A 20,671-nucleotide genomic window follows, 5' to 3' on the forward strand; every position below is an offset into this window, starting at 1 on the left:
CATGGCAACCATTTGGGATGCGGATGAGGTGAAATCGTCTCGCCAGTCCGGTCGTGAAACTGTACTTACCGTTCCAGCGGTGACGAGACCCACATCGCGGCACCGTCGAAGACTGGGGCCGGGGCCGGCGATACCGTTCGGACTCCAGATCGGGCCGGCATTGCTTGTGCTGCTTTGGGTGGCGGGCTCTGCATTCGGGTGGATCGATCCCCGGATCCTGTCCGCACCGTGGACGGTCGTTGAGGCCTTTGGAAGGCTCATCGAACAGGGCCGCCTGCAGGATAACTTCGTGACATCGGCGACGCGCGCCCTGCTTGGCCTCAGCATCGGCCTGGTGATCGGCACGATCCTCGCCGTCACTGCCGGCCTTTCCCGGATCGGCGAAGCACTGATCGACGGCCCCGTTCAGATCAAACGCGCCATCCCGACGCTGGCCCTGATCCCCCTGCTGATCCTGTGGTTCGGCATCGGCGAGGGCATGAAGGTCACCACCATCGTGCTCGCCGTCATCATACCCATCTACATCCACACCCATAATGCCCTGCGCGGCATCGACAGTCGCTATGTCGAACTGGCCGAGACGCTCCGCATGAGCCAGAAGGATTTCATCCTTCAGGTCGTGCTGCCCGGCGCACTGCCCGGTTTCCTCCTGGGCCTTCGGTTTGCCGTCACCCTCTGCTGGGTTTCGCTTGTCGTGGTCGAGCAGATCAACGCCACCAGCGGGCTTGGCTACATGATCGAACTCGCCCGCAACTACGGACAGACCGATGTCATCCTCGTCGGCCTGGTCGTCTATGTGCTGCTGGGTCTTGTCTCGGACGGTCTCGTCCGCCTGCTCGAACGGAGGGTCCTCTCATGGCGCCGCACCTTGGCCAACTGACGTCTGCAACCAAAACCGTGCATGTCAGGAACCTCGTGCGCCGGTTCGCCACGAAGACGATCCTGGACGGCGTGGATCTCGATATCGAGGAAGGGGAATTCGTCGCCCTGCTCGGCAAGAGCGGATCCGGCAAGAGCACTTTCCTCAAGGCGCTTGCCGGCCTCGACCACGATGTCGAAGGAACCGGCACCCTCGATACGCCCGAGAATCTTTCGGTGGTCTTTCAGGATGCCCGCCTTCTGCCCTGGCGTAGTGTCATCCAGAACGTCACGCTCGGCCTGCCCGGTGCGGCCGGTCAGGAGGCAGGTGGAAAGGCATTGGCCGAAGTGGGGCTCGAGGGCCGCGAAGCGGCCTGGCCCAATCAGCTGTCAGGCGGCGAGCAGCAGAGGGTCGCCCTTGCACGCTCGCTGGTCCGCCAACCGGCCCTGTTACTCGCCGACGAACCGTTCGGCGCACTCGACGCGCTCACCCGGCTGAAGATGCACGACCTTTTGCGGGAACTGTGCGCGAGGCATCGTCCGGCCGTGCTCCTGGTCACTCACGACGTCGACGAGGCAATCTCGCTCGCCGACCGGATACTCGTTCTCGACGCAGGCCAATTGATCGAGGACCTGCGGATCGATCTGCCGTCACCCCGCGATCACGGCGACCCACGCTTCGCAAAGATCCGCACCCAGCTTCTGAGCCGACTCGGAGTCGAAACTCCCGGCCGGCGGGCCGCCTGAAATCCAACACCTGACATCCAGGAGACGTCGTCATCATGACCAGCAAGGGTCAGCTCAATCTCAACGCCTTGAACGAGGGACACGCCAATGACTGAACAAAAGAGACAAATGCGGCTCGGAGCGTTTATCATGGCGACGGGCCATCACGTCGCCGCCTGGCGCCATCCGGGCTCGCAGGCCGATGCCGGCCTGAATATCGATCACTATCGCGAACTGGCTCAGACGGCGGAACGGGGCAAGTTCGATCTGGTTTTCGTGGCCGACAGCCCCGCCGGCTGGGAGCGTGCCAAGGACCCGGAAGCGCTTCGCCGTTCCTCACAGGGTGCCCATTTCGAACCCGTGACCCTCTGGGCTGCGCTGTCGCAGACCACGAGCCACATCGGCTTCGTCGCCACCGCATCCACCACCTATGAGGATCCCTATCTTCTGGCCCGCAAATTCGCCTCGCTCGACTATATCTCCAAGGGTCGGGCGGCCTGGAATGTGGTCACGACGGGTGCGGACGTTTCCAAAAACTTCTCCATCCCCGGCCATCCCGCCCATGCCGACCGCTACGCGCGGGCCGAGGAATTCGTCGATCTGGTGAAGGGATTGTGGGACTCCTACGAGGACGACGCCTTCATCCGCGACAAGGAAAGCGGTGTCTATCTCGATCCGGACAAGGTGCATCTCGTCGACCACAAGGGGCAGTTCTTCTCGGTCACCGGTCCGCTCAATGTCGGCCGTCCCGTGCAGGGCTATCCGGTCATCGTGCAGGCCGGCGCATCAGAACCAGGTCGCGAACTCGCAGCGAGAACCGCGGAGATGATCTTCACCGCCAACCAGACGCTCGAAGATGCCCAGGAATTCTATTCCGACGTCAAGGGACGGCTCGCCCGTTATGGGCGCAGCCAAGACGACCTTTTGATCAGTCCCGGCATATTCCCCGTGCTCGGCGGCACCGAAAAGGAAGCGCAGGAGAACTACGACTATATCCAGTCGCTCGTTCATCCCTCCATCGCCTGGAATATCCTCGCCCGCCATTACAAGGGCGTCGACCTTTCCGGCTATTCGCTTGACGATCCCGCCCCACCCTTGCCGCAGGATACGGAACTCAACAAAAGCCGTCTCAAACTGGTCACCGATCTGGTATCCCGAAACAACCTGACGCTGCGCCAATTCTATCTGGCCGTTGCGACCGCCCGTGGCCATCGCACGGTGATCGGCACGCCCGAACAGATTGCCGACGCGATGCAGGAATGGTTCGAAAATGGCGCGGCCGATGCCTTCAATATCATGCCCCCGATCCTGCCCACCGGATTGACCGACTTCGTGGATCAGGTCGTGCCGATCCTGCGCAAGCGAGGTCTTTTCCGGCACGAATATGAAGGGACGACCCTTCGCGAAAACCTGGGTCTAAAGCGACCGCAAAATGGTTTCGTGCTTCAATCACAGCTTGAGCAGAAGATCCGGACGGCCATATGAGGCCCGTTTCATCCCGTTTCATATTGAGATGTCCCGGCCTTGAAGGCGACGGGATCGTCAATATTTCTCCGCCGGACGCCTTCGCTCGTCCCTTCCCGGGCAAGGGTTCGCTCAGGCGCTGAGTGCCCGCCTTCTGTCATTGGCAAAGTCGATCGCTTCCGATTGAGGCATCGCCTTGCCGAAGATGTAGCCCTGCCCGATGTCGCAGCCTTGGCTCAGAAAATAGGCGAGCTGGGCGTTCTCCTCGATCCCTTCAACAGTGGTCTTGAGGTTGAGACTGCGGCTCAACCCGAGCATGGCGTCGATGATTTTAGCGTTCTTGTCGTTATGGGTGAAGTTCGACACGAAGCTCTTGTCGATCTTGATCTTGTCGAACTTGAAGCGGGCCAACTGCGCCAGACTGGAATATCCGGTCCCGAAATCATCGAGCGCCACCTGGATGCCAGCGGCATGAAACTGCTCGATCGTCGCGGCGGCAAGATCGGGATCGCCAATCAGAGCGTTTTCGGTGATCTCGATCTCCAGCCTGGACGATGCGAGGCCCGTCTGCTGAAGGATATGGAGAATGCGGCTCGCGAGTAGCCTGTCTTCCATCTGGACAGGCGATACATTGAAGGAGAGCGACAGCGGTCCGGGCCAAAGCTGCGCATCACGGCAGGCTTTCGTCAGAAGCTGCTCGAACAGCGTGGTGATCAGGCCAGTCTCTTCGGCCACGGCGATGAAATGCTGCGGCGAAACGAAAACGCCGTCCTTGTTCCATCGGGCAAGCGCTTCGAAACCGCAGAGGTCACCCGTCCTGAGATTGATCAGCGGCTGGTAGAACGGTTCGATCCTGCCGTCGTCGATGGCGCGGCGAAGTTGGCCTTCGAGTTTGGCGCGCTCGGAGACCTTCTCCTGCATTTCGGGCTGGAACAGGCAGTATTGATTGTGACCCCGGCTTTTCGCCTCGTAGAGCGCGACGTCCGATCGATGGCAGACTTCCTCAAGCGAGCTGCCGTGATCCGGCAGGCGCGCGTAACCGACGCTCGCGCCGACCTCGGTGGGCAGGGTCCCGATCCGGACCGGCCGGGAAACTGAGTGAATGAGTAGCTGCGCGAAGAGCTCCTCCTTTTCGGGCGAGAGGTTGCGAGCCACCGCAACGAACTCGTCGCCGCCGAAGCGGAAGACGCACTCGTATTCGGCCAAAGCGCAGATGCGCCGGGACACTTCCTTCAGCAGGACGTCGCCGCCCTGATGACCAAGAAGGTCATTGACCTTCTTGAAGCCGTCTAGATCGATCGAAAATACCGTTACAGTCTGCGGCCCGATATCCTCGCCTGCTTGCCGCGGCTTTTCGTCGAGCTGCGAAAGGACGAGCCTGTCGAACGCGTAGCGGTTGGGAAGTTTCGTCAGGTGATCGTGCGTGGCGATATGGTCAGCCTCATCGAAGGCCTTCCGACGATTCAGCATTTCGTTGCGCATATCGAGAATGCGCAACGCCGAATAGGCGAAACTCGCAAGGCCTGCGACCAGGAACACGATGATGATGAGGTGGGCTTTTCCTGCGCTGAACGACTGAACCAACCCCAGAAGCAGATCCTCATAGGTTATGCAACCGACGAGCAACAGCAGCGCAACCGCTGTCACCTGCGCCAGCTGCCTGCCGGCTTTGCTTTCCAGAAAATCCTTCATCTACCCCTCCAACTCTGCGATCCTAGGATAAACAACTAAAGGAATCATTATTCAGGGTTGTGCAAAGCGATCGAATCTCCGCCGCGCGGCCACCCGGAAGGCTGTGTCCGACGAGGCGAACAATCCCGTGGCAGAAGCTTGAGATTGCCCACGACCTACAGCATGGTCGAACGCGAGATCGACGATTGGCAGCATCGAGCCGCAATAAGCTCGTTGAGCGGAGGAAAGCCGGCAAGGACCGGTTCTCTTGTCCATAGGAACCTTCAAGCGACTTACCGGATGTCAGCCTTGACGAGGTAAGCAGCCCCCAACGACGCAGCCGGCACTGTCGGCGCCCATCACGACAATGTCGAATTCGAGTGTTTCATCGCTCATGATCCTCTCCCACCTCGGATGCCCAGAAGGCATAGGCCTTGGTGTGATCGCCATAGCCGCCGATTGCCTCGCGCGCCTCGGCCATGCGGTCATATACGGCATGCGTGACTGTCGCCTTGACCGATTTGGCATCGGCGAGATCGGCGGCGATCTTGATGTCCTTGGTGAAGAGGTCGAGCGCAAAGTTGCGGCTCTCGTTGCCGGCGATGATGCGTTTGATGGAGGTTTCGGTCGCAAAGCTGCGCGCCGTGGAAACGTTGAACACTTCGACCATCATGGCCGGATCGAGCCCGTATTCCCGGCCGATGATCAAGGCCTCGCAGGCACCAACATAGGCGGCGGCGGAAACGTAGTTGTTCATCGACTTCATCACATGGCCTGAGCCGAGCTTTCCGAGTCTGAAAATCTTCTTGCCGAGATGCGAGAGCACTTCCGCCGCGCGCTCGACAGCCTCCTCGCTGTCGCCGCCCATCATGAAGACCAGGTTGGCGTCGCGCGCGCCCATCCACCCGCCGGAGACCGGCGCGTCGATCAGCGAGACGCCGTATCGCGCCAGATCGGCGCCAAGTTTACGGGTGCTGTCTGGCGGCGATGACGTCGTATCGATGACAAGGCTGCCCGGTTTGAGGCCGGCAAGCAGGCTTTTTTCTCCGCCTTCGTGAAGCACGGCGCCTACGAGAGCGCCAGTCGGCACCATGGTGAGGATGACGGAGGCACGGGCAAGATCGGCCGGCGTCTCGGGCACTGCCGTCCCGTGCTCCCTGGCAAAGGCAATCTTCCTTTCGATGTCGATATCGTAGGCGAGAACCTCATATCCAGCCTTCACCAGATGCGCCGCCATATGCGAGCCCATATTTCCGAGCCCGATGAAACCGATGATTCGATCCGTCACGTTTTCCTCCCGTCGTGATGATCTCAAAGATTGCCAATTTTTTACGATGATGGATTGCGTTTGTCCATCATGAATACTAAGGTTGCCTGATACTCGCAGAGGAGCACTCCCAGGAGTGGCGAGGAGGAGGAAGCATGAGCGTCAACGTTTCGATGGCGGCGATCCCTGCTGCCGTGACGGATTTCATCCGTGGATCCCACAAGCTGCTGATCGACGGAAAGTGGATCGCCCCGGCGTCTGGCAAGACCTTTTTTACCCATAATCCGGCAGATGGCCGCAAACTTGCGGATATCGCAGCCGCCGATGCCCAGGACGTCGATCTCGCCGTGGCGGCGGCACGCCGCGCCTTCGAGGATGGTCCGTGGTCGAAGATGACGCCGGCGACGCGCGCCAAACTCATCTGGCGACTTGCCGACGCGCTAGAGGCGAAAGCCGAAGAATTCGCCTTCATCGAGACGCTCGACAACGGCAAGCCGCTCAACGACGCCAAGGTCGTCGACCTGCCCCACTCGATCGAGGTGCTGCGTTACTTCGCGGGCTGGTGCACCAAGCTCAATGGGGAGTCCATCTCCCTTTCCAATCCCGGTACGTGGCACGCCTATACGATGCGCGAACCGGTCGGTGTCGTCGGCTCGATCACGCCGTGGAATGCACCGCTGATGATGGCGGTCTCGAAGATCGCGCCGGCACTGGCGGCAGGCTGCACGGTTGTTCTGAAACCTGCCGAACAGACACCATTAACTGCATTGAAGCTCGGCCAGCTCATTCTCGATGTCGGTTTTCCGGATGGCGTCGTCAATATCCTGACCGGTTTCGGCGAGACCGCCGGCGCGGCGATCACCGCCCATCCCGGCATCGACAAGGTGACCTTCACGGGTTCGACGGATGTTGGACGCATCATCATCAAGGCGGCCGCCAACGACTTCAAGCGTGTCACGCTGGAACTGGGCGGCAAGACACCGGTCATCGTCTTTCCGGATGCGGATATCGACCGGGCGATCGAGGGCGCGGCCCGCTCGATCTTTTCCAATGCCGGCCAGATCTGCAATGCCGGTTCGCGGCTTTATGCCCATCGTGACGTTTTCGACCGGCTGGTGGAGGGCGTTTCCCGCCGGGCGGGCGAATTCCGGGTGGGTCCCGGTCTCGAGGCCTCCACCCAGATGGGACCGGTCGTCTCGCAGGAACAGCTCGACCGCATTTCCGGCTTTATCGCCTCTGGGAAAAGCCAGGGCGCCGAGGTTCGCGCCGGAGGCGGACGGATTGGTACTGAAGGTTACTTCGTGGAGCCGACGGTGCTGACGGGCACGAGGCCGGACATGGATGTGATGCAGCATGAGATTTTCGGGCCGGTGCTCTGCGCCATGTCCTACGAAGAGGCCGACCTTGACCGTATCGCCCGGGAAGCAAATTCGACGAGCTACGGTCTCGGCGCGGTGCTATGGACGCGCGACCTGTCGACCGCCCACAAAATGGCGAGAAAACTCAAGGCTGGTACCGTGCGCGTCAATGGCGGAGGGCTCGACCCCGCCCTGCCCTTCGGCGGGTTCAAGCAATCCGGCTGGGGACGCGAACTCGGCCGTGAAGGCGTAGAGGCCTATACGGAGCTGAAGTCGGTCGCCATGGCGCTCTGACCGGCAGGCGCCGGAGCGCGGGGCTCCCGCTTTCAAGGGACTGGTCCGACGGAGGAGGTCGTGCCGGTGACCGGAGTCAGTGTGTCAATGCCGGCCGTCCGGCCGGCAAACAAGGGAGGAGAGGACACGATGTTTCGAAGAACTTTCATGGCGTTGGCGCTGGCCACGGCATTGCCGCTCAGCGTCCAGGCGCAGGACTACCCTAGCAAGGATATCCACATCATCTGCACTTTCCCGGCGGGAAGCGGCGCGGACATCCTGGTCCGCTTCATGGCCGAGAAGATCAAGGCCCAGACCGGTGGCGCAACCATCGTCGTCGAAAACAAGCCGGGCGCGGCCGGCAGTATCGGCACCCAGTTCGTCGCCCGCTCGCCGGCTGATGGCCATACGATCCTGATGGACGCCGGCACGACAATCGCTTCGATCATGTCGCGCTTCAAGCAGCCGCCGATCGACGTCGCCAAGGATCTGCAGATGGTGGCGACCATCAACCGACAGGCCTTCATGATCGTCGTCGACGCCAAAAGCGACATCAAGACGCTCGATCAGCTGACGGCCAAGCTGAAAGCGGAGGGCGACAAGGCATCCTATGCCGCCGCAGCCAATTCCGGCATGGTTCTCGGCGAGCTCTACAAGCAGGCTGCCAAGCTTGAGACTGTGCAGGTGAAATATGAATCGGCTCCGGCGTCACTGAATGACCTCCTGTCCGGCCGCCTGCTTTTCGGGACGCTTGATCCGGTCTTTTCACTGGCGCAACAGCGCGAAGGACGCCTGCGCGTGCTTGCCGTCGCCAGCGCCGAACGGCTGGCGTCCATTCCCAACATCCCGACGCTCAAGGAACTGGGGCTTCCGATCGACGTGACCACCTGGTTCTCCGCCGCCGTCCCGGCGGGCACCCCAAAACCGATCGTCGACAAGATCAACGCCTGGTTCAATGCCGCACTGAAGCAGCCGGATACGGTGAAATTCCTCAATGATTCCGGCGGCGACCCGTGGGCCAACACGCCGGAAACCACGCAGCAGATGCTGATCAAGGCGATCAGCGACTGGCGTGAATTCATCCGCATCGCCAACATCCCGCCGGCCGGTTGATCATACCCGACTTAAGGCTCCCGTCACACGGGCGGGAGCCCATCCTTTCAGAGGGACGGCATGGCCTCCACCTATGACTATATCATCGTCGGTGCGGGCTCGGCGGGCTGCGTGCTCGCCAACCGGCTGACGGAAGACGGAACGACACGGGTACTGCTTCTCGAAGCCGGACGGCGCGCCCGTCATCCGTGGCTCGAAATGCCGATTGCCTTTTACATGATGTCGTTCAACAAGCGATATACGTGGCAGTTCCATACGGAGCCGGAACCGGGGCTGAACGGCCGGCGCATCCTCCTGCGCCGCGGCCGCACGCTCGGCGGGACGTCCTCGATCAACGGCATGATCTTCTCACGCGGCAATCCGCGCGACTACGATACCTGGCGGCAGCGCGGCCTTGACGGCTGGAGCTACCAAGATGTGCTGCCTTACTTCAAACGCCTGGAGAACAGCTGGCGCGGCGAGAGCGAATTCCACGGCAGCGAAGGACCGGTCAAGGTCTCGCAGACCCACCACCAGCAGATGCTCTACGACACGCTTCGAGACGGCGCCCTTGCTTATGGCCTGCCTGATCGGGACGATTACAACGGCGCCGATACCGAGGGCGTGAGCAAGATCGAATTGGCCGTTGGCGATGGCGTTCGCCAAAGCACCGCGCGAGCCTATCTTCGGCCGGCCCTTGCGCGACCCAATCTCACGGTAGAAACCGGTGCTGTTCTGCGCCGGATCCTGATTGAAAACGGTCGGGCAGCAGGCGTCGAATACAAAAAAGAAGGCCAGCTTCACAAGACATACGCAGACAGCGAAGTCATTCTTTCTGCCGGACCCTACAAATCGCCGCAAATGCTGATGCTGTCCGGCATCGGCCCAGCCGACCATCTGCGGGAATTCGGCATCGACGTCGTGCATGACCTGCCGGGTGTCGGGCAGAACTTGTCCGAGCACCCGAACATGCTGGCCATCTTCAAGGCGAAAAACAAAGGCACGTTCCTTGAGCAGCTGCGGCTCGACCGCGCCGTCGTTTCCGGTGCGCGCTGGCATCTGTTCCGCAAAGGTCCGTTCACCAACAACGGCGCCGCGGCAGTGATCTTCGCCAAGACCGAGCAGCATCTTGACCGACCGGACGTGCAGCTCGTCTGCTCTTCGGTTGCGAACGACGCAAAGCTTTGGTTTCCGGGCCTCACCGCCCCGGCCATCCACTCCTTCACCGCGCGGGTTGGGACGCTTTACCCCCGCTCGCGCGGCTGGGTGAAGCTAGGCTCCGCCGATCCGGACGTCCCGCCCCGCATCCAGTTCAACCTCTTCACCGAACGCTCGGATATGGACGACATGATCAAAGCGATGCGGCTGACCCGGGAGATCTACAATTCGGGTCGGCAAAAAGAGCTGATCGAGGATGAGATGTTCCCCGGCAAGGACGCGAAGACCGATGCCGAGCTGGAAGCAGTCATCCGCTCCACGGCACTGGTCCGGCAACATGCGCTCGGCACCTGCACGATGGGCGTGACGTCCGGCAGCGTCGTCGATCCGCAACTGCGGGTTCACGGGATTGCCGGGCTGCGCGTGGCCGATGCATCGGTCATGCCGGAGGAGCCGGGCGGAAATACCAACGTGCCGACCATCATGATCGCCGAAAAAGCCTCCGATATGATCCGCGGGCGGGGCGCGTCCTGAATGCTGCGGCGACTAAGCCTGATGGCCCTGCTGCAAATCGGATGATAAGAACCGCCCTCCTCCATCTCTCAACATTGCTGCTTCAGGCGGAAGCCTGTTCCCAGTACCAGGCTACATACATTCTCTTTTTGTCGTGACCGCGGCTTTTCAGAAAGGTTCGGATAGAGCGCACATCCTCCTTTTCGCAGGCGACCCAGACGAAGGTTTCGTTATCGATGGAAGCGATCGCTTTCTTGGCTTCCTCCGCAAGAACGCCTTTCGCCCCAGCCGGGTAATTCCGCCGATGCAGCCAGCGGACATCCAGCGAACCCGCAGACGGGAGCGGTTGCTCTTCCGTCTCATCCAGCACTTCGATGATAGCTTGAATCCGGGTGCCCGGCGCTACTTCGGCCGCCGTCCGGGCGATGGCGGGAAGAGCGCTTTCGTCGCCGACCAGAAGAATGGACTGTGCTGCCGGAAGACTGCCGCCTCCGGGCCCGAGCAGTGCTACTTTTTCTCCGGGCTGCACGTCGCGGGCGAAGTCGGCTCCAGGTGTCGCAACGTGGGTTGCTGGATGTTGCAGGAAGTCGATCCACAATTCCCGGCGCTCGATATCGACGGCGCGGATCGTGTATATGCGAACCAGAATCTCGTCTTCTCCCTCGGGCCAGGCGACGCGGCCGTCTTGGCGGATTCCCGGCCATACCGGCGGCCTGCCCTTCGGGGGGACTAGAAGGCGAACGTGCATGTCGCCGCCGACGAACGGCGCAACGTCAGCGCAGGCAAACTTCACACGCCGCATGTGAGGGGTGACGTCCTCTGCCGAGACGACCGTCACGTCGTGGATATTCGGCAACCCCGCGAGGGGCGAATGCTCGGACCACGTCAATTCAAGCGGCTCTTCCCCTGCAAAGTAGAACAGGTGCTCCGCAATCATCGTCCGATTCATGTGTAATGCCGTTTCCGACTCGCAGGCCAGCTCGATCAGGAGCTTGCGGTCTGCCAGACGAATGCTTGCGGTGCCGTTCTTGCTCTTCAGCAGGGCGTGGTTCTCGCTCCGCTGCACTTCGGCATGCTCGATAAAATGCTCGCAGATTTCATCGAGCATGCGTTCGGCATCCTTTGGCAGCGCGATACCGGATATTTTGAGTGGCTGAATTGCATTCATGACCGATTCTCCTTGAAATCCTGCCCCTCCGCCATCCGATGGCGGCCGATCGGGAGCATGATCGGCCGGCCCGAGGTCGGGTCGGTGATAACGCGGCTTTCTAGGCCAAAGACCTGCCGCACATTCTCTTCTGTCAGCACATCTTCGGGTCTGCCCGCCACATGCACCTGTCCCCCGGCTATCGCGACGAGGTAATCCGCATAGCGCGCCGCGAGATTGAGATCGTGCAGGACCATCACGACGGTGGTCCCCCGCGCGTGGTTGAGATCGGTGAGCAGATCGAGAACTTCGACCTGGTGATTGATGTCGAGAAACGTCGTCGGTTCGTCCAGCAGCAGGACCTCTGTCTGCTGTGCCAGCGCCATGGCGATCCAGACGCGCTGACGCTGACCGCCGGAGAGCTCGTCCACCGGCCGCTCGGCAAGCTCGGTGGTCTTGGTCGCGGCGAGCGCGCTGTCGACGGCTTCGTCGTCCTCGCGCGTCCAGCGTGAAAACAGGCTTTGATGTGGATGCCGCCCGCGGCTGACGAGATCGGCGACGGTAATGCCCTCCGGGGCGATCGGCGACTGAGGAAGCAGCCCCAATGTCCGCGCCAACTCCCGGGATGGAGTCCGATGGATCGATTTGCCGTCCAGCAACACATGCCCCTGGCTGGGTGAGATGAGCCGAGACATGGTGCGCAACAGCGTGGACTTGCCGCAAGCATTGGCGCCGACGACGGCCGTAATCTTGCCGGGCGGCACCGTAAGATCCAGCGCATGCAGGATCTCGACATCGTTATACCCGGCCGAAAGCCGGCTTGCGGTTAGAGAATGAACGGTCACAGCGAGCCTCCGGTCCGGTTGACGCGCACGATCAGGTAAATCAGATAGGGGGCACCCAGAACTCCGGTCACCACGCCCACCGGATACCGGCTTGGCAGAAGGAACTGACCGGCATAGTCGCCGCCCAGCACGAGTATCGCGCCGATCAGGGCCGCCGGCAGCAGCAACGATCCGTTGCGTCCGACGACGCGGGCGGCGATCGGCCCAGACAGGAAGGCCACAAAGGCGATCGGCCCCGTCACCGCCGTCGCGGATGCGATCATGCCGACTGCCGCAACCATGACCAGCATGCGGGTCCTTGCCACCTTGACCCCCAGGGCTGAGGCCATGTCATCGCCCAGGCGAAGAGCTTCCAGTTCTCGCGCGCGGCTGAGCAGAAGTCCGCCAAATGTGGTGAGTGCAAGGAGAAGCGGAAGCGCCTGGCCGAGCTGCGCGCCGTTGACGCTGCCGGTCAGCCAGCGCATTGCTTCCTGCAGATTCCAGGCCGGTGCACTCGAGAGGATATAGGCGACGACGCTTTCCAGCATGGCCGAGACGCCGATCCCGACGAGAATGAGCCGTGTCCCGGCAACCCCGTTGCGGAATGACAGGCCATAGACCAGCAGCGCCACACCGAGGCCTGCGACGACCGCCAGGACCGAGACGATCGGCCCGCTCAACGACAGGACGACGATGGCGAACACGGCCGCAGCACTTGCGCCCGAAGTGATGCCGATGATGTCCGGACTGGCAAGAGGGTTGCGCAGCATGAGCTGGAAAGTGACGCCGCCGAGCCCAAAGCCCAGGCCGGCGAGGACCGAAAGGACCGAGCGCGGCAGCCGCAGTTTTCCGACGGTAAAGGCGGCACCTGCGACATCATCCCCCATCAAGGCGCGCATGACGTCCGCGGGTGGCGTGAAGGACTGGCCGAGCGACAGGGTCACCGCAAAAAGAACGACCACGATAGCCAATAGGATGGAGGTCACAAAAACATGCCGACGCGCGCGACGGCGGCGATTTTCCGCGATGAGGTCAATGGTTGGAGAAAGCATCATCACAGTTCGCGAACCCGCTGTCGCCTGACAATCCAGATGAAGAACGGTGCCCCGATGAGAGCCGTGATAATCCCGACGTCGATTTCGGCTGGCCTGGTGGCGATGCGCCCGACGATATCCGCGGCCAGCAGCAGACAGGCGCCGCCCAGCGTGGAAAACGGCAGCAACCACCGGTGATCGACCCCGACCAGCAGACGGCAGACATGCGGTACGACCAGTCCCAGAAAGCCGATTGGCCCGCAAATCGCTGTCGTTGCCCCACACAGGAAGATGGCACCAAGCGAGGCGACGGCGCGGGCCACCGCGACGCGCTCGCCGAGCCCTGCCGCCACGTCGTCGCCCAAAGCCAGTGAATTCAGCTTTCGCGCCGACAGAAGGCTGACCAGGAAACCGGCTGCCAGAAACGGCAGCACCGGAACAATGCGCTCGAAGGTCGCTCCGCCCACGCCGCCGATCTGCCAGGAGCGGATGCCACCCGCGATGTCTGCCCGCGGCAGCACCACGGCAATCACCATGGAGGAGAAGGCAACCGACGTCGCGGCTCCGGCAAGCGCCAGCTTCAATGGGGTTGCTCCGCCGCGTCCCAGCGATCCGATCGTATAAACGAAGACTGCCGAGCATCCGGCTCCCAGGATTGCAACCCAGATATAGGCGTCGGCGGAGGACATATCGAACCAGGCGACGCCCGTGACGACGGCCAGCGATGCACCCATATTGACGCCCAGAATACCTGGATCGGCGAGAGGATTGCGTGTCACGCCCTGCATGGTCGCCCCGGCGAGCCCGAGCGCGGCTCCGGCAAGCACCGCAAGCACTGTTCGCGGGATGCGGACGTTGACCGCCGCCTGGCCAATGCTGTCGACGCGTCCCGCCAGCGCCACGAGGATATCGGTCCACGCCACCTCGCGGGTGCCGACCGTAACAGAGAGCGCGCAGAGGCCGGCCAACCCCACGATCAATCCGGCCAGCCAGAGGCTGCGGGTCCGGTTCGAACGTCGAGCGACGAAAGACCGCGAGAACAATCGTATGCTGCCGGCCGTCATTTGGACGTTCTGGCCGCTTCCGCAAGCAGATCCACATAGTCCTTCAAGACCCATGAAATCGAAAGCGGTGTCGGATTTGCCGCCGTGCCGATCGGGTTGCGACCCAGCATCACGAGCCCCCCCTTGGCCACGGCCGGCATTCTGGACATAAGGGGGTTCGCCGCCAGCGCATCGAGCAATTTCCGGTCACCGTAGGTGACGACGATATCCACATCATCGAAAATATCGATGCGCTCGGCGCTGACGGAGCCAGCGAATTTTCCGGGCTTCGAGGCTTCCACGACGCTCTTGGGGGATTTCAGGCCGAGATCCGCGAAGAATCTCACGCGGGTGTCGTTTGTCGTATAAAAGTTGACGATGCTCAGGTCAGTCGCATCCAGGTGGGTGATGAACATCGCCGATTTACCCCGGAGCTCAGGGTGCGTACCGACCACCCTGGCGATATCGGCCTCGATTTTGCCGATCAATGCCTCGCCTTCAGAGACCATGCCCATCCCGGCACTGTTCAAGCGGATCATGTCACGCCAATCGGTCGACCACGGCGCTTCGGGATAAGCGACGACCGGTGCGATCTGGCTCAGCGTGTCATAATCCGATTGGCTCAGTCCGGAATAGGAAGCCAGGATCACATCGGGCCTGGTAGCGGCGACCGCCTCGAAATCGATACCGTCCCCTTCATCGAAAAGCACCGGTTTGCCGGCATGGAGCTCGGCCAGCCTTTCGGCCACCCAGGGCAACAGCCCATCGCCGTCGTCGTCGCCGAAATTGGCCTTGGCGAAGCCGACAGGAACGACACCGAGCGCCAGCGGCACTTCATGGTTTGCCCAGGCGACCGTCGCTATCCGTTCAGGTTTATTGGTGATGATCGTCGTGCCAAACGCGTGCTTGATGGTGATGGGGTAGGACGTGTCTTCCCCCGCCCAGGCGCTGCCGAACGCAATCATCCACACGCCTATTGCCGCAAACCGAACGGCGAGAAGAACAAAACGCAGCATTGCGCCAAAACTCCGCCTAGGACTTAAGTGGACTTCCAGTCTCAGGTTCATCGAACGGCGTCAACAGGCGGACCCGTGCTTATCGGGATGCGGAGCGAGATTTCCGTTGGTTCCTACAAAACCGGAGAAATCTACAATACTGGATAAGCACCCTCAAGTTAATAGCCGCCTTGTGCATATCAAACCACGTCATCTTCTGCGGGTCGGGGCGCAGAAAAAATCTCTCCTCATATCCGACCGTCGAGGTGCGCTCCGAGTGCCCGCGGCACCTAGCTCGAAAACCGGCATTCGCTGCCAAAGCCCGCAATGGCCACATTGATTTTTGGAACTTGAACATGAAAATCGAAAGAACAGGCAGTCGCTCATCGGGAGCCCTTACCCGCTACCGGAATGCGGTCCTTCTGGGTTGCACGGCGCTCGTCGCTTTCATGCCGACGTTCTCGCATGGTCAGGACGCCCAAAATTCAAGTTCCGATACCACGCTCGAACCGATTGTCATTCAGGGCAGCGGCACCGGCCTCGATACCGGCAACGATTCGAAGTCGATTGTCGCGACAAGGACGACAGGTGCCGGCAAGATGGTGACGGATATCCTGGATACGCCAGCCTCCGTTTCCGTCATCACATCCAAGGAAATCCAGGAGCGCGGTGCGGACAGCGTCGAACAGATCGTGCAATATACCGCCGGCGTGGTCACGGACTATTACGGTTCGGATGACCGTTACGACTATTTCAAGATCCGCGGTTTCACCCCCTTTACCTATCGCGACGGACTGGTCGTCGGCAGGACCTGGAGCGGCATCCGCGAAGAGCCCTATGCCTTCGAGCGCGTCGAGGTGCTGAAGGGCGCCAGTTCCACGGGTTTTGGGGTTTCCGATCCCGGCGGCTCGGTGAACTATGTCACCAAGCGGCCAAAGAGCGAACGTTTCGGCGAAGTCTATGGCACCGGTGGCTCCTTCGATCACAAGGAGACGGGTTTCGACTTCGGCGACAACATCACCCCGGACGATACGCTCTCCTACCGCCTGACCGGCAAGTTCCAGCGGTCGGACGCCGAATACGATTATTCGCAGAGCGATGAAAACTTCATCATGGGCGGCCTGACCTGGCGCCCCACCGATGCGACGAGCCTTTCATTCGTGTTCGATCACCTGGACAAGGACGGCACGCCCAGCGGCGGCGGCCATCCAAGGGGCGCCGACTTAGACAGGGATCGCTTCTTCGGCGAACCGGACTATAACTACGACACCACGAACAGAAACACGTATAGCGTCATGCTCGACCATGATTTCGGAAGTGGCCTGACCTTCAATTCGAGCGCCCGCTACAGCAAGTCGGATACCGGATTCGGTTACACCTATATTTACGATGCGTTGGGCGCCGACGATCCCACAGGCATGGTCGACCGCAATTACTTCGGCAGCGACAAGTCCTCCGAGCAGTTCATCGTCGATGCTCATCTGCTCTATGAGACGAATTTCAACGACGTGGAAAGCCGTACCCTGCTCGGTGTCGAGTATAACAAGTTCGAATCAAAGAATGACAGCTTCTATACCGCTGCGCCGGCCCTAAACTGGCAAAATCCGGTCTATTCGGGCGGACCCGGATCGCTGTCGCCGTTCGCCAGCGTGGCAAGCGACCAAAAGACCAAGGCGATCTACCTGCAGCAGGATCTGACCTTTTTCGACAAGCTGACGGCGAGCATCGGCCTGCGCAACGATTGGCTTGACCTGAAGGAGAGGAACCAGCTTACAGGTTCCACGGCGGCGGGCAATTTCAGCGAATTCACCAAGCGCTTCGGTCTGAGCTACAAACTCACAGACGAACTTGCGACTTATGTCAGCTATGCCGAATCCGTCGCGCCACCGAGCGCGGGAACCGAGCCTACGCTTGGCAAGCAGTATGACGTCGGGATCAAATATCGACCAGATGCCTTCCCTGCTCTCTTCAGTGCGTCCGTCTACGACCTGACGATGCAGAACATCACGACTTACGAGGCTCCCACATACCTGCCGGCGACAGTCGACAAGATCCGGCATCGCGGCATCGATCTCGAGGCAAAGGCGGAGGTGACGAACAATATCAACCTGATCGCCTCCTACAGCTACATCGATTCCGAGATCGTCGAGAAAGGTGGCACGTATAATGGCAAGCGCTTTGCGCAGGTCCCGGCGCATCTGGCTTCGGTATGGGGCACCTACACGCTCGAAGGCAACGGCCAGCGCGGCGATATGACCTTCGGGCTCGGCGCTCGCTATACGGGCCCGTACTACTTCGACAACGCAAATACTCGGAAATCGGACGGCGCCATCGTCTTCGACGCCGCCTTCACCTACAAGATCCAGGAAAACACGACATTCCAGCTCAACGCCAGCAATCTGTTTGACGAGAAGCATATCGCGAACGATGACGGCGGCGCGTATTATTACAATCCCGGCCGCGCAATCTATGCGACGCTGCGCCAGACGTGGTGATCCTCCAGTCCCACCCGTATTCCCGCCGGGTGGGGCAACATACTGAAATCAGCAGATCTGCCGCACTCGGCGCCACGCCGCAGGCGTATCGCCGGCAATCTGCCTGAACGCCTTCGTCAAATGTGCCTGATCGGTGAAGCCCAGCTGGGCCGCTATCTCCGCGACGGCCAGATCGCTTTCAAGCAATAGCTTTTTCGCAAGGTCGACACGCCTTCCAAGTTGCCATTGCAGCGGCGTCTTGCCGGTGGTCTGCTTGAAGACATTGGAAAACCAGCTTTCCGATAGGCCGACTGTCGCAGCCATTTCGGCGACAGTCAGGCGGCAGTCGCTCAGGCCATCGATGCGTGACATCAGCTTGTTCATCTGTGCCTGGGTCAGCCTGCCATTGGCTTTTTCGGCTTCATGGTCGGGTATGTCGAGAAGGCCGGCGACGATGCTGCCCACGAGACTTTCGGCATAGACGGCGTGCTTCGATGGGTTCGATATTTCGTCAACCAGCAGGCCCGCCAGCGTCTGGATAGCGCCGGCGTCCTGAAGCTCCACCGGCCGACGCAAGGCCGCCAGCGCTGCAGAGGCCCCAACCGACGGCGTCAGGAACCGGAGCAACCGATCCCTGTGCATGTGAAGGTTGAGATGGGAAAAACGGTGCTTGGTTTCGCTGCTGGTCCACATGGGAACGCCGGCAGGAACATAGACCGCACGTGTCATCGGACGGTAGTGCTGCGAAAAATTGTCGTCTCGGTTCGACATACGAATTCGAGACGACACGTCGTTGAAGAAAATCATGATGCGCGGGTCGTCCGCCAGATAGTAGCCCGTGGCGCCAGACTGGCTTTCGGCTTCCCAAAAGACACTCACCAACCCGTCGAACCGACGCCACTTGACCGGAGCGACAACCCGGATCCCCTCCGTGTGCCAAGCCATGGAATGCCAATAACTCAACGTCGGAATCCACCTTTGTCTGGCATCAGGACAATCAATCCTCTTCCCCGGGCCTTGCAATCGACCTGCATGCGGCGCTCCTCAAAGAGGAGTATTCCAGTCATATATAAAGCCTTCGGAGGGATAGTAAAGTTTGTATCGACCAAGCCCGCAATCATGCGTGAAAGTGCCTGTTTCATCGGCCGGCAGCGCAGTTTACACAGACTCAGAATAAGGATACTACAGATCCTTAATGTCGCTGCCCTGAACGGTGGATTGCTCCTTATGATCCTGAAAAGCCAAGTCGAATGGGCGCTTCACTGCTGCGCCATTCTTTCAGGTCTGCCCGACGAGCGCTATCTGTCGACCAAGGCGCTAGCCGAACTGCACGGCCTACCCAAGGAATATCTTTCGAAAGCACTGCAGAGCCTGTCGCAGGCGGGTCTGGTTCTTTCAACGCTCGGGCCGTCCGGAGGATACCGGCTGGCAAAGCCGCCGGGAGAAATGACATTCCTCGATATTGTCGAGGCGGTAGAGGGCGGCGGCCGGACCTTCATCTGCAACAATATCCGTGCCAACAACCCCTGCCGTCCACAAGGCTATTGCGAAAGCGGCCCGTGCGCGATCGCGCGGATCATGTGGGAGGCTGACGAAGCCTGGCGGGCCAAGCTGCGCAGCGTGACGCTTGCCGATCTCGTTGACACTCTCGCGCAGGACATCCCTGCGGATATCTGGAGCGGCACGTTCGAGTGGGTTCTAAACCGAGCGGGATGAGTAGGACCTGTCGGGCGGAGCGCTTGTTTTGTCCGCCTTCGCAGCCGGGGCATAAAGATAGCTCTGCGGCGGCGGGGCAAATGCGAGACCGTTTGCTTCGCAATGCTGGTGGACCACATCGATGATCTCGTTTCTGGCCGGCGTGCGATTGGCGGGGCTCGTCACCCGAAACTGCAGTTCGGCTTCGATCGCTATGGCATCGATCGCCTTGAGGGCGACGATCGGCGCGGGATCCTGAACGATGTTCTGGCAGCTTTGCAAAGCCGTTTTCATCACGCCTTCCACGAGGGCCGGCCGGTGCGATGCTGCGATCCGCATCACCAGAATGATCATGTGGGTTTCGTCGGGACGCGTCAGATTGGTCAAACCCACTTTCGCGAGAGTGCTGTTGGGGATAACCATGACATTGTGGGCGGGGGTGAGAATCTGGGTGGAGCGCCAGTTGTTCTCCACGACGCGGCCTTCCGTTCCGTCGCCGAGCTGGATCCAGTCGCCAATGGTGAACGGCCTTCCGAGCGTCAGCGCTATTCCCGAGAACAGGTCGCCAAGCGTGTTCTGAAGCGCGAGACCCAGAATGATGGCAATGACGCCGGAGGTCGCCACGAGTGTGCCGATGGGTGCGCCGAAGACGAAGCCGATGATCGAGAGGGTTACGCCCAGATATACGACGGCAACGATGAGGTCCTGAAGGAGCCGCGCTTCCACAGGCCTGCCATCGAGGACGATATAGATGCGCACGAAGCCGATGGACGCCCAGGCGAGATGGACCCACCAGAGCACGCGTGCCGACGTGCCGAGAATATTCCGGCCCTCGGCTATCTCGGTCGCGTCGATCCTGTGCGGCAGGATACCACTGAATGCCAAGACCGCAGTCATGCCTGAGAAGAAGATGATCTGGACGATCAGCCGGGCAGTCGGTCTTTTGCGGCCTTGAAGGTGCCAGACGACAATACCGGCCACCCCCAGCAGATTCACCAGCACAAGAGCCGTCAGAGAGTGATCAGAAAGCATGACAGTGCCTCAAGTGTCGTGACCGGCGAAACAGACTGCAGGCCGGA

At 60.8% G+C, this 20,671-nt stretch carries 17 protein-coding genes; 8 read left to right on the forward strand and 9 right to left on the reverse strand.

The annotated features are described in order from the left end of the window. The first annotated feature begins 1 nt into the window (after position 1). From PMI07_RS08170 to PMI07_RS08180, 3 genes are all read left to right on the forward strand, one after another. Positions 2 to 880 carry an ABC transporter permease gene (locus tag PMI07_RS08170; protein WP_007750906.1) on the forward strand — a complete coding sequence of 293 codons (879 nt, stop codon included), beginning with the start codon at positions 2 to 4 and terminating at the stop codon, positions 878 to 880. Then, positions 856 to 1,605, forward strand: a complete 750-nt coding sequence (locus tag PMI07_RS08175; protein WP_007750904.1) for an ABC transporter ATP-binding protein — start codon at positions 856 to 858, stop codon at positions 1,603 to 1,605. The genes PMI07_RS08170 and PMI07_RS08175 overlap by 25 nt, the downstream gene beginning before the upstream one ends. A gap of 87 nt (positions 1,606 to 1,692) precedes the next feature. Beyond that, a complete protein-coding gene (locus PMI07_RS08180; RefSeq protein ID WP_007750903.1) occupies positions 1,693 to 3,069 on the forward strand; it encodes an LLM class flavin-dependent oxidoreductase in 1,377 nt (458 codons plus the stop codon). 111 nt (positions 3,070 to 3,180) lie between these two features. Here the strand turns inward: PMI07_RS08180 and PMI07_RS08185 are convergent, their stop codons facing one another. Both PMI07_RS08185 and PMI07_RS08190 read right to left on the reverse strand, forming a co-directional pair. After that, the gene (locus tag PMI07_RS08185; protein ID WP_007750898.1) at positions 3,181 to 4,740 is read right to left on the reverse strand and encodes an EAL domain-containing protein; all 1,560 of its coding nucleotides are present in this window, start codon (positions 4,738 to 4,740) and stop codon (positions 3,181 to 3,183) included. Between the two features lie 364 nt (positions 4,741 to 5,104). Then, positions 5,105 to 6,106, reverse strand: coding sequence for an NAD(P)-dependent oxidoreductase (locus tag PMI07_RS08190; RefSeq protein WP_348626240.1), 1,002 nt, complete (start codon positions 6,104 to 6,106; stop codon positions 5,105 to 5,107). A gap of 35 nt (positions 6,107 to 6,141) precedes the next feature. Between PMI07_RS08190 and PMI07_RS08195 the strand changes: the two genes are divergently transcribed. From PMI07_RS08195 to PMI07_RS08205, 3 genes are all read left to right on the forward strand, one after another. Further along, positions 6,142 to 7,638, forward strand: a complete 1,497-nt coding sequence (locus PMI07_RS08195; protein ID WP_024163664.1) for an aldehyde dehydrogenase family protein — start codon at positions 6,142 to 6,144, stop codon at positions 7,636 to 7,638. A gap of 129 nt (positions 7,639 to 7,767) precedes the next feature. Next, positions 7,768 to 8,730, forward strand: coding sequence for a tripartite tricarboxylate transporter substrate binding protein (locus PMI07_RS08200; protein ID WP_007762747.1), 963 nt, complete (start codon positions 7,768 to 7,770; stop codon positions 8,728 to 8,730). A gap of 60 nt (positions 8,731 to 8,790) precedes the next feature. Continuing rightward, complete coding sequence (locus PMI07_RS08205; RefSeq protein WP_007762750.1) at positions 8,791 to 10,401, forward strand: GMC family oxidoreductase N-terminal domain-containing protein; 1,611 nt, start codon at positions 8,791 to 8,793, stop codon at positions 10,399 to 10,401. A gap of 82 nt (positions 10,402 to 10,483) precedes the next feature. Here the strand turns inward: PMI07_RS08205 and PMI07_RS08210 are convergent, their stop codons facing one another. Genes PMI07_RS08210 through PMI07_RS08230 form a run of 5 tightly spaced genes read right to left on the reverse strand, consistent with a single transcriptional unit; the run spans position 10,484 to position 15,393 of the window. Next, a complete protein-coding gene (locus PMI07_RS08210) occupies positions 10,484 to 11,548 on the reverse strand; it encodes a DUF2218 domain-containing protein (protein ID WP_007762753.1) in 1,065 nt (354 codons plus the stop codon). After that, positions 11,545 to 12,372 carry an ABC transporter ATP-binding protein gene (locus tag PMI07_RS08215; protein ID WP_007762756.1) on the reverse strand — a complete coding sequence of 276 codons (828 nt, stop codon included), beginning with the start codon at positions 12,370 to 12,372 and terminating at the stop codon, positions 11,545 to 11,547. Before PMI07_RS08215 ends, PMI07_RS08210 begins: the two co-directional genes overlap by 4 nt. Next, the gene (locus tag PMI07_RS08220) at positions 12,369 to 13,403 is read right to left on the reverse strand and encodes an iron ABC transporter permease (RefSeq protein ID WP_037086437.1); all 1,035 of its coding nucleotides are present in this window, start codon (positions 13,401 to 13,403) and stop codon (positions 12,369 to 12,371) included. The genes PMI07_RS08215 and PMI07_RS08220 overlap by 4 nt, the downstream gene beginning before the upstream one ends. Positions 13,404 to 13,405: 2 nt before the next feature. Next, complete coding sequence (locus PMI07_RS08225) at positions 13,406 to 14,449, reverse strand: iron ABC transporter permease (RefSeq protein ID WP_007762761.1); 1,044 nt, start codon at positions 14,447 to 14,449, stop codon at positions 13,406 to 13,408. Next, positions 14,446 to 15,393 carry an iron-siderophore ABC transporter substrate-binding protein gene (locus PMI07_RS08230; RefSeq protein ID WP_245277155.1) on the reverse strand — a complete coding sequence of 316 codons (948 nt, stop codon included), beginning with the start codon at positions 15,391 to 15,393 and terminating at the stop codon, positions 14,446 to 14,448. Before PMI07_RS08230 ends, PMI07_RS08225 begins: the two co-directional genes overlap by 4 nt. Positions 15,394 to 15,779: 386 nt before the next feature. Between PMI07_RS08230 and PMI07_RS08235 the strand changes: the two genes are divergently transcribed. Then, on the forward strand, positions 15,780 to 17,918 hold the full coding sequence (locus PMI07_RS08235) for a TonB-dependent siderophore receptor (protein WP_007762774.1): 2,139 nt from the start codon (positions 15,780 to 15,782) through the stop codon (positions 17,916 to 17,918). A gap of 48 nt (positions 17,919 to 17,966) precedes the next feature. Here PMI07_RS08235 and PMI07_RS08240 read toward each other — a convergent pair whose 3' ends face one another. Beyond that, a complete protein-coding gene (locus PMI07_RS08240; protein WP_007762776.1) occupies positions 17,967 to 18,860 on the reverse strand; it encodes an AraC family transcriptional regulator in 894 nt (297 codons plus the stop codon). A 264-nt stretch (positions 18,861 to 19,124) separates the two neighbouring features. Here PMI07_RS08240 and PMI07_RS08245 point away from each other — a divergent pair, with 264 nt between their 5' ends. After that, on the forward strand, positions 19,125 to 19,613 hold the full coding sequence (locus PMI07_RS08245; RefSeq protein ID WP_007762779.1) for an Rrf2 family transcriptional regulator: 489 nt from the start codon (positions 19,125 to 19,127) through the stop codon (positions 19,611 to 19,613). Here the strand turns inward: PMI07_RS08245 and PMI07_RS08250 are convergent. Continuing rightward, positions 19,596 to 20,624 (reverse strand): mechanosensitive ion channel family protein, encoded by a 1,029-nt coding sequence (locus tag PMI07_RS08250; protein WP_007762783.1) that lies wholly within the window; start codon positions 20,622 to 20,624, stop codon positions 19,596 to 19,598. The genes PMI07_RS08245 and PMI07_RS08250 overlap by 18 nt on opposite strands. Positions 20,625 to 20,671 lie beyond the last annotated feature (47 nt).

Source organism: Rhizobium sp. CF080 (genome assembly GCF_000282095.2).
Taxonomy (GTDB): Bacteria; Pseudomonadota; Alphaproteobacteria; order Rhizobiales; family Rhizobiaceae; genus Neorhizobium.

What these genes read in the sequence shown, in the direction of transcription:
- PMI07_RS08170 (WP_007750906.1), top strand. Translation starts at nt 2, where the DNA reads ATGGCAACCATTTGGGATGCGGATGAGGTGAAATCGTCTCGCCAGTCC.
- PMI07_RS08175 (WP_007750904.1), top strand. Translation starts at nt 856, where the DNA reads ATGGCGCCGCACCTTGGCCAACTGACGTCTGCAACCAAAACCGTGCAT.
- PMI07_RS08180 (WP_007750903.1), top strand. Translation starts at nt 1,693, where the DNA reads ATGACTGAACAAAAGAGACAAATGCGGCTCGGAGCGTTTATCATGGCG.
- PMI07_RS08185 (WP_007750898.1), bottom strand. Translation starts at nt 4,740, where the DNA reads ATGAAGGATTTTCTGGAAAGCAAAGCCGGCAGGCAGCTGGCGCAGGTG.
- PMI07_RS08195 (WP_024163664.1), top strand. Translation starts at nt 6,142, where the DNA reads ATGAGCGTCAACGTTTCGATGGCGGCGATCCCTGCTGCCGTGACGGAT.
- PMI07_RS08200 (WP_007762747.1), top strand. Translation starts at nt 7,768, where the DNA reads ATGTTTCGAAGAACTTTCATGGCGTTGGCGCTGGCCACGGCATTGCCG.
- PMI07_RS08205 (WP_007762750.1), top strand. Translation starts at nt 8,791, where the DNA reads ATGGCCTCCACCTATGACTATATCATCGTCGGTGCGGGCTCGGCGGGC.
- PMI07_RS08210 (WP_007762753.1), bottom strand. Translation starts at nt 11,548, where the DNA reads ATGAATGCAATTCAGCCACTCAAAATATCCGGTATCGCGCTGCCAAAG.
- PMI07_RS08220 (WP_037086437.1), bottom strand. Translation starts at nt 13,403, where the DNA reads ATGCTTTCTCCAACCATTGACCTCATCGCGGAAAATCGCCGCCGTCGC.
- PMI07_RS08225 (WP_007762761.1), bottom strand. Translation starts at nt 14,449, where the DNA reads ATGACGGCCGGCAGCATACGATTGTTCTCGCGGTCTTTCGTCGCTCGA.
- PMI07_RS08230 (WP_245277155.1), bottom strand. Translation starts at nt 15,393, where the DNA reads ATGATTGCGTTCGGCAGCGCCTGGGCGGGGGAAGACACGTCCTACCCC.
- PMI07_RS08235 (WP_007762774.1), top strand. Translation starts at nt 15,780, where the DNA reads ATGAAAATCGAAAGAACAGGCAGTCGCTCATCGGGAGCCCTTACCCGC.
- PMI07_RS08245 (WP_007762779.1), top strand. Translation starts at nt 19,125, where the DNA reads ATGATCCTGAAAAGCCAAGTCGAATGGGCGCTTCACTGCTGCGCCATT.
- PMI07_RS08250 (WP_007762783.1), bottom strand. Translation starts at nt 20,624, where the DNA reads ATGCTTTCTGATCACTCTCTGACGGCTCTTGTGCTGGTGAATCTGCTG.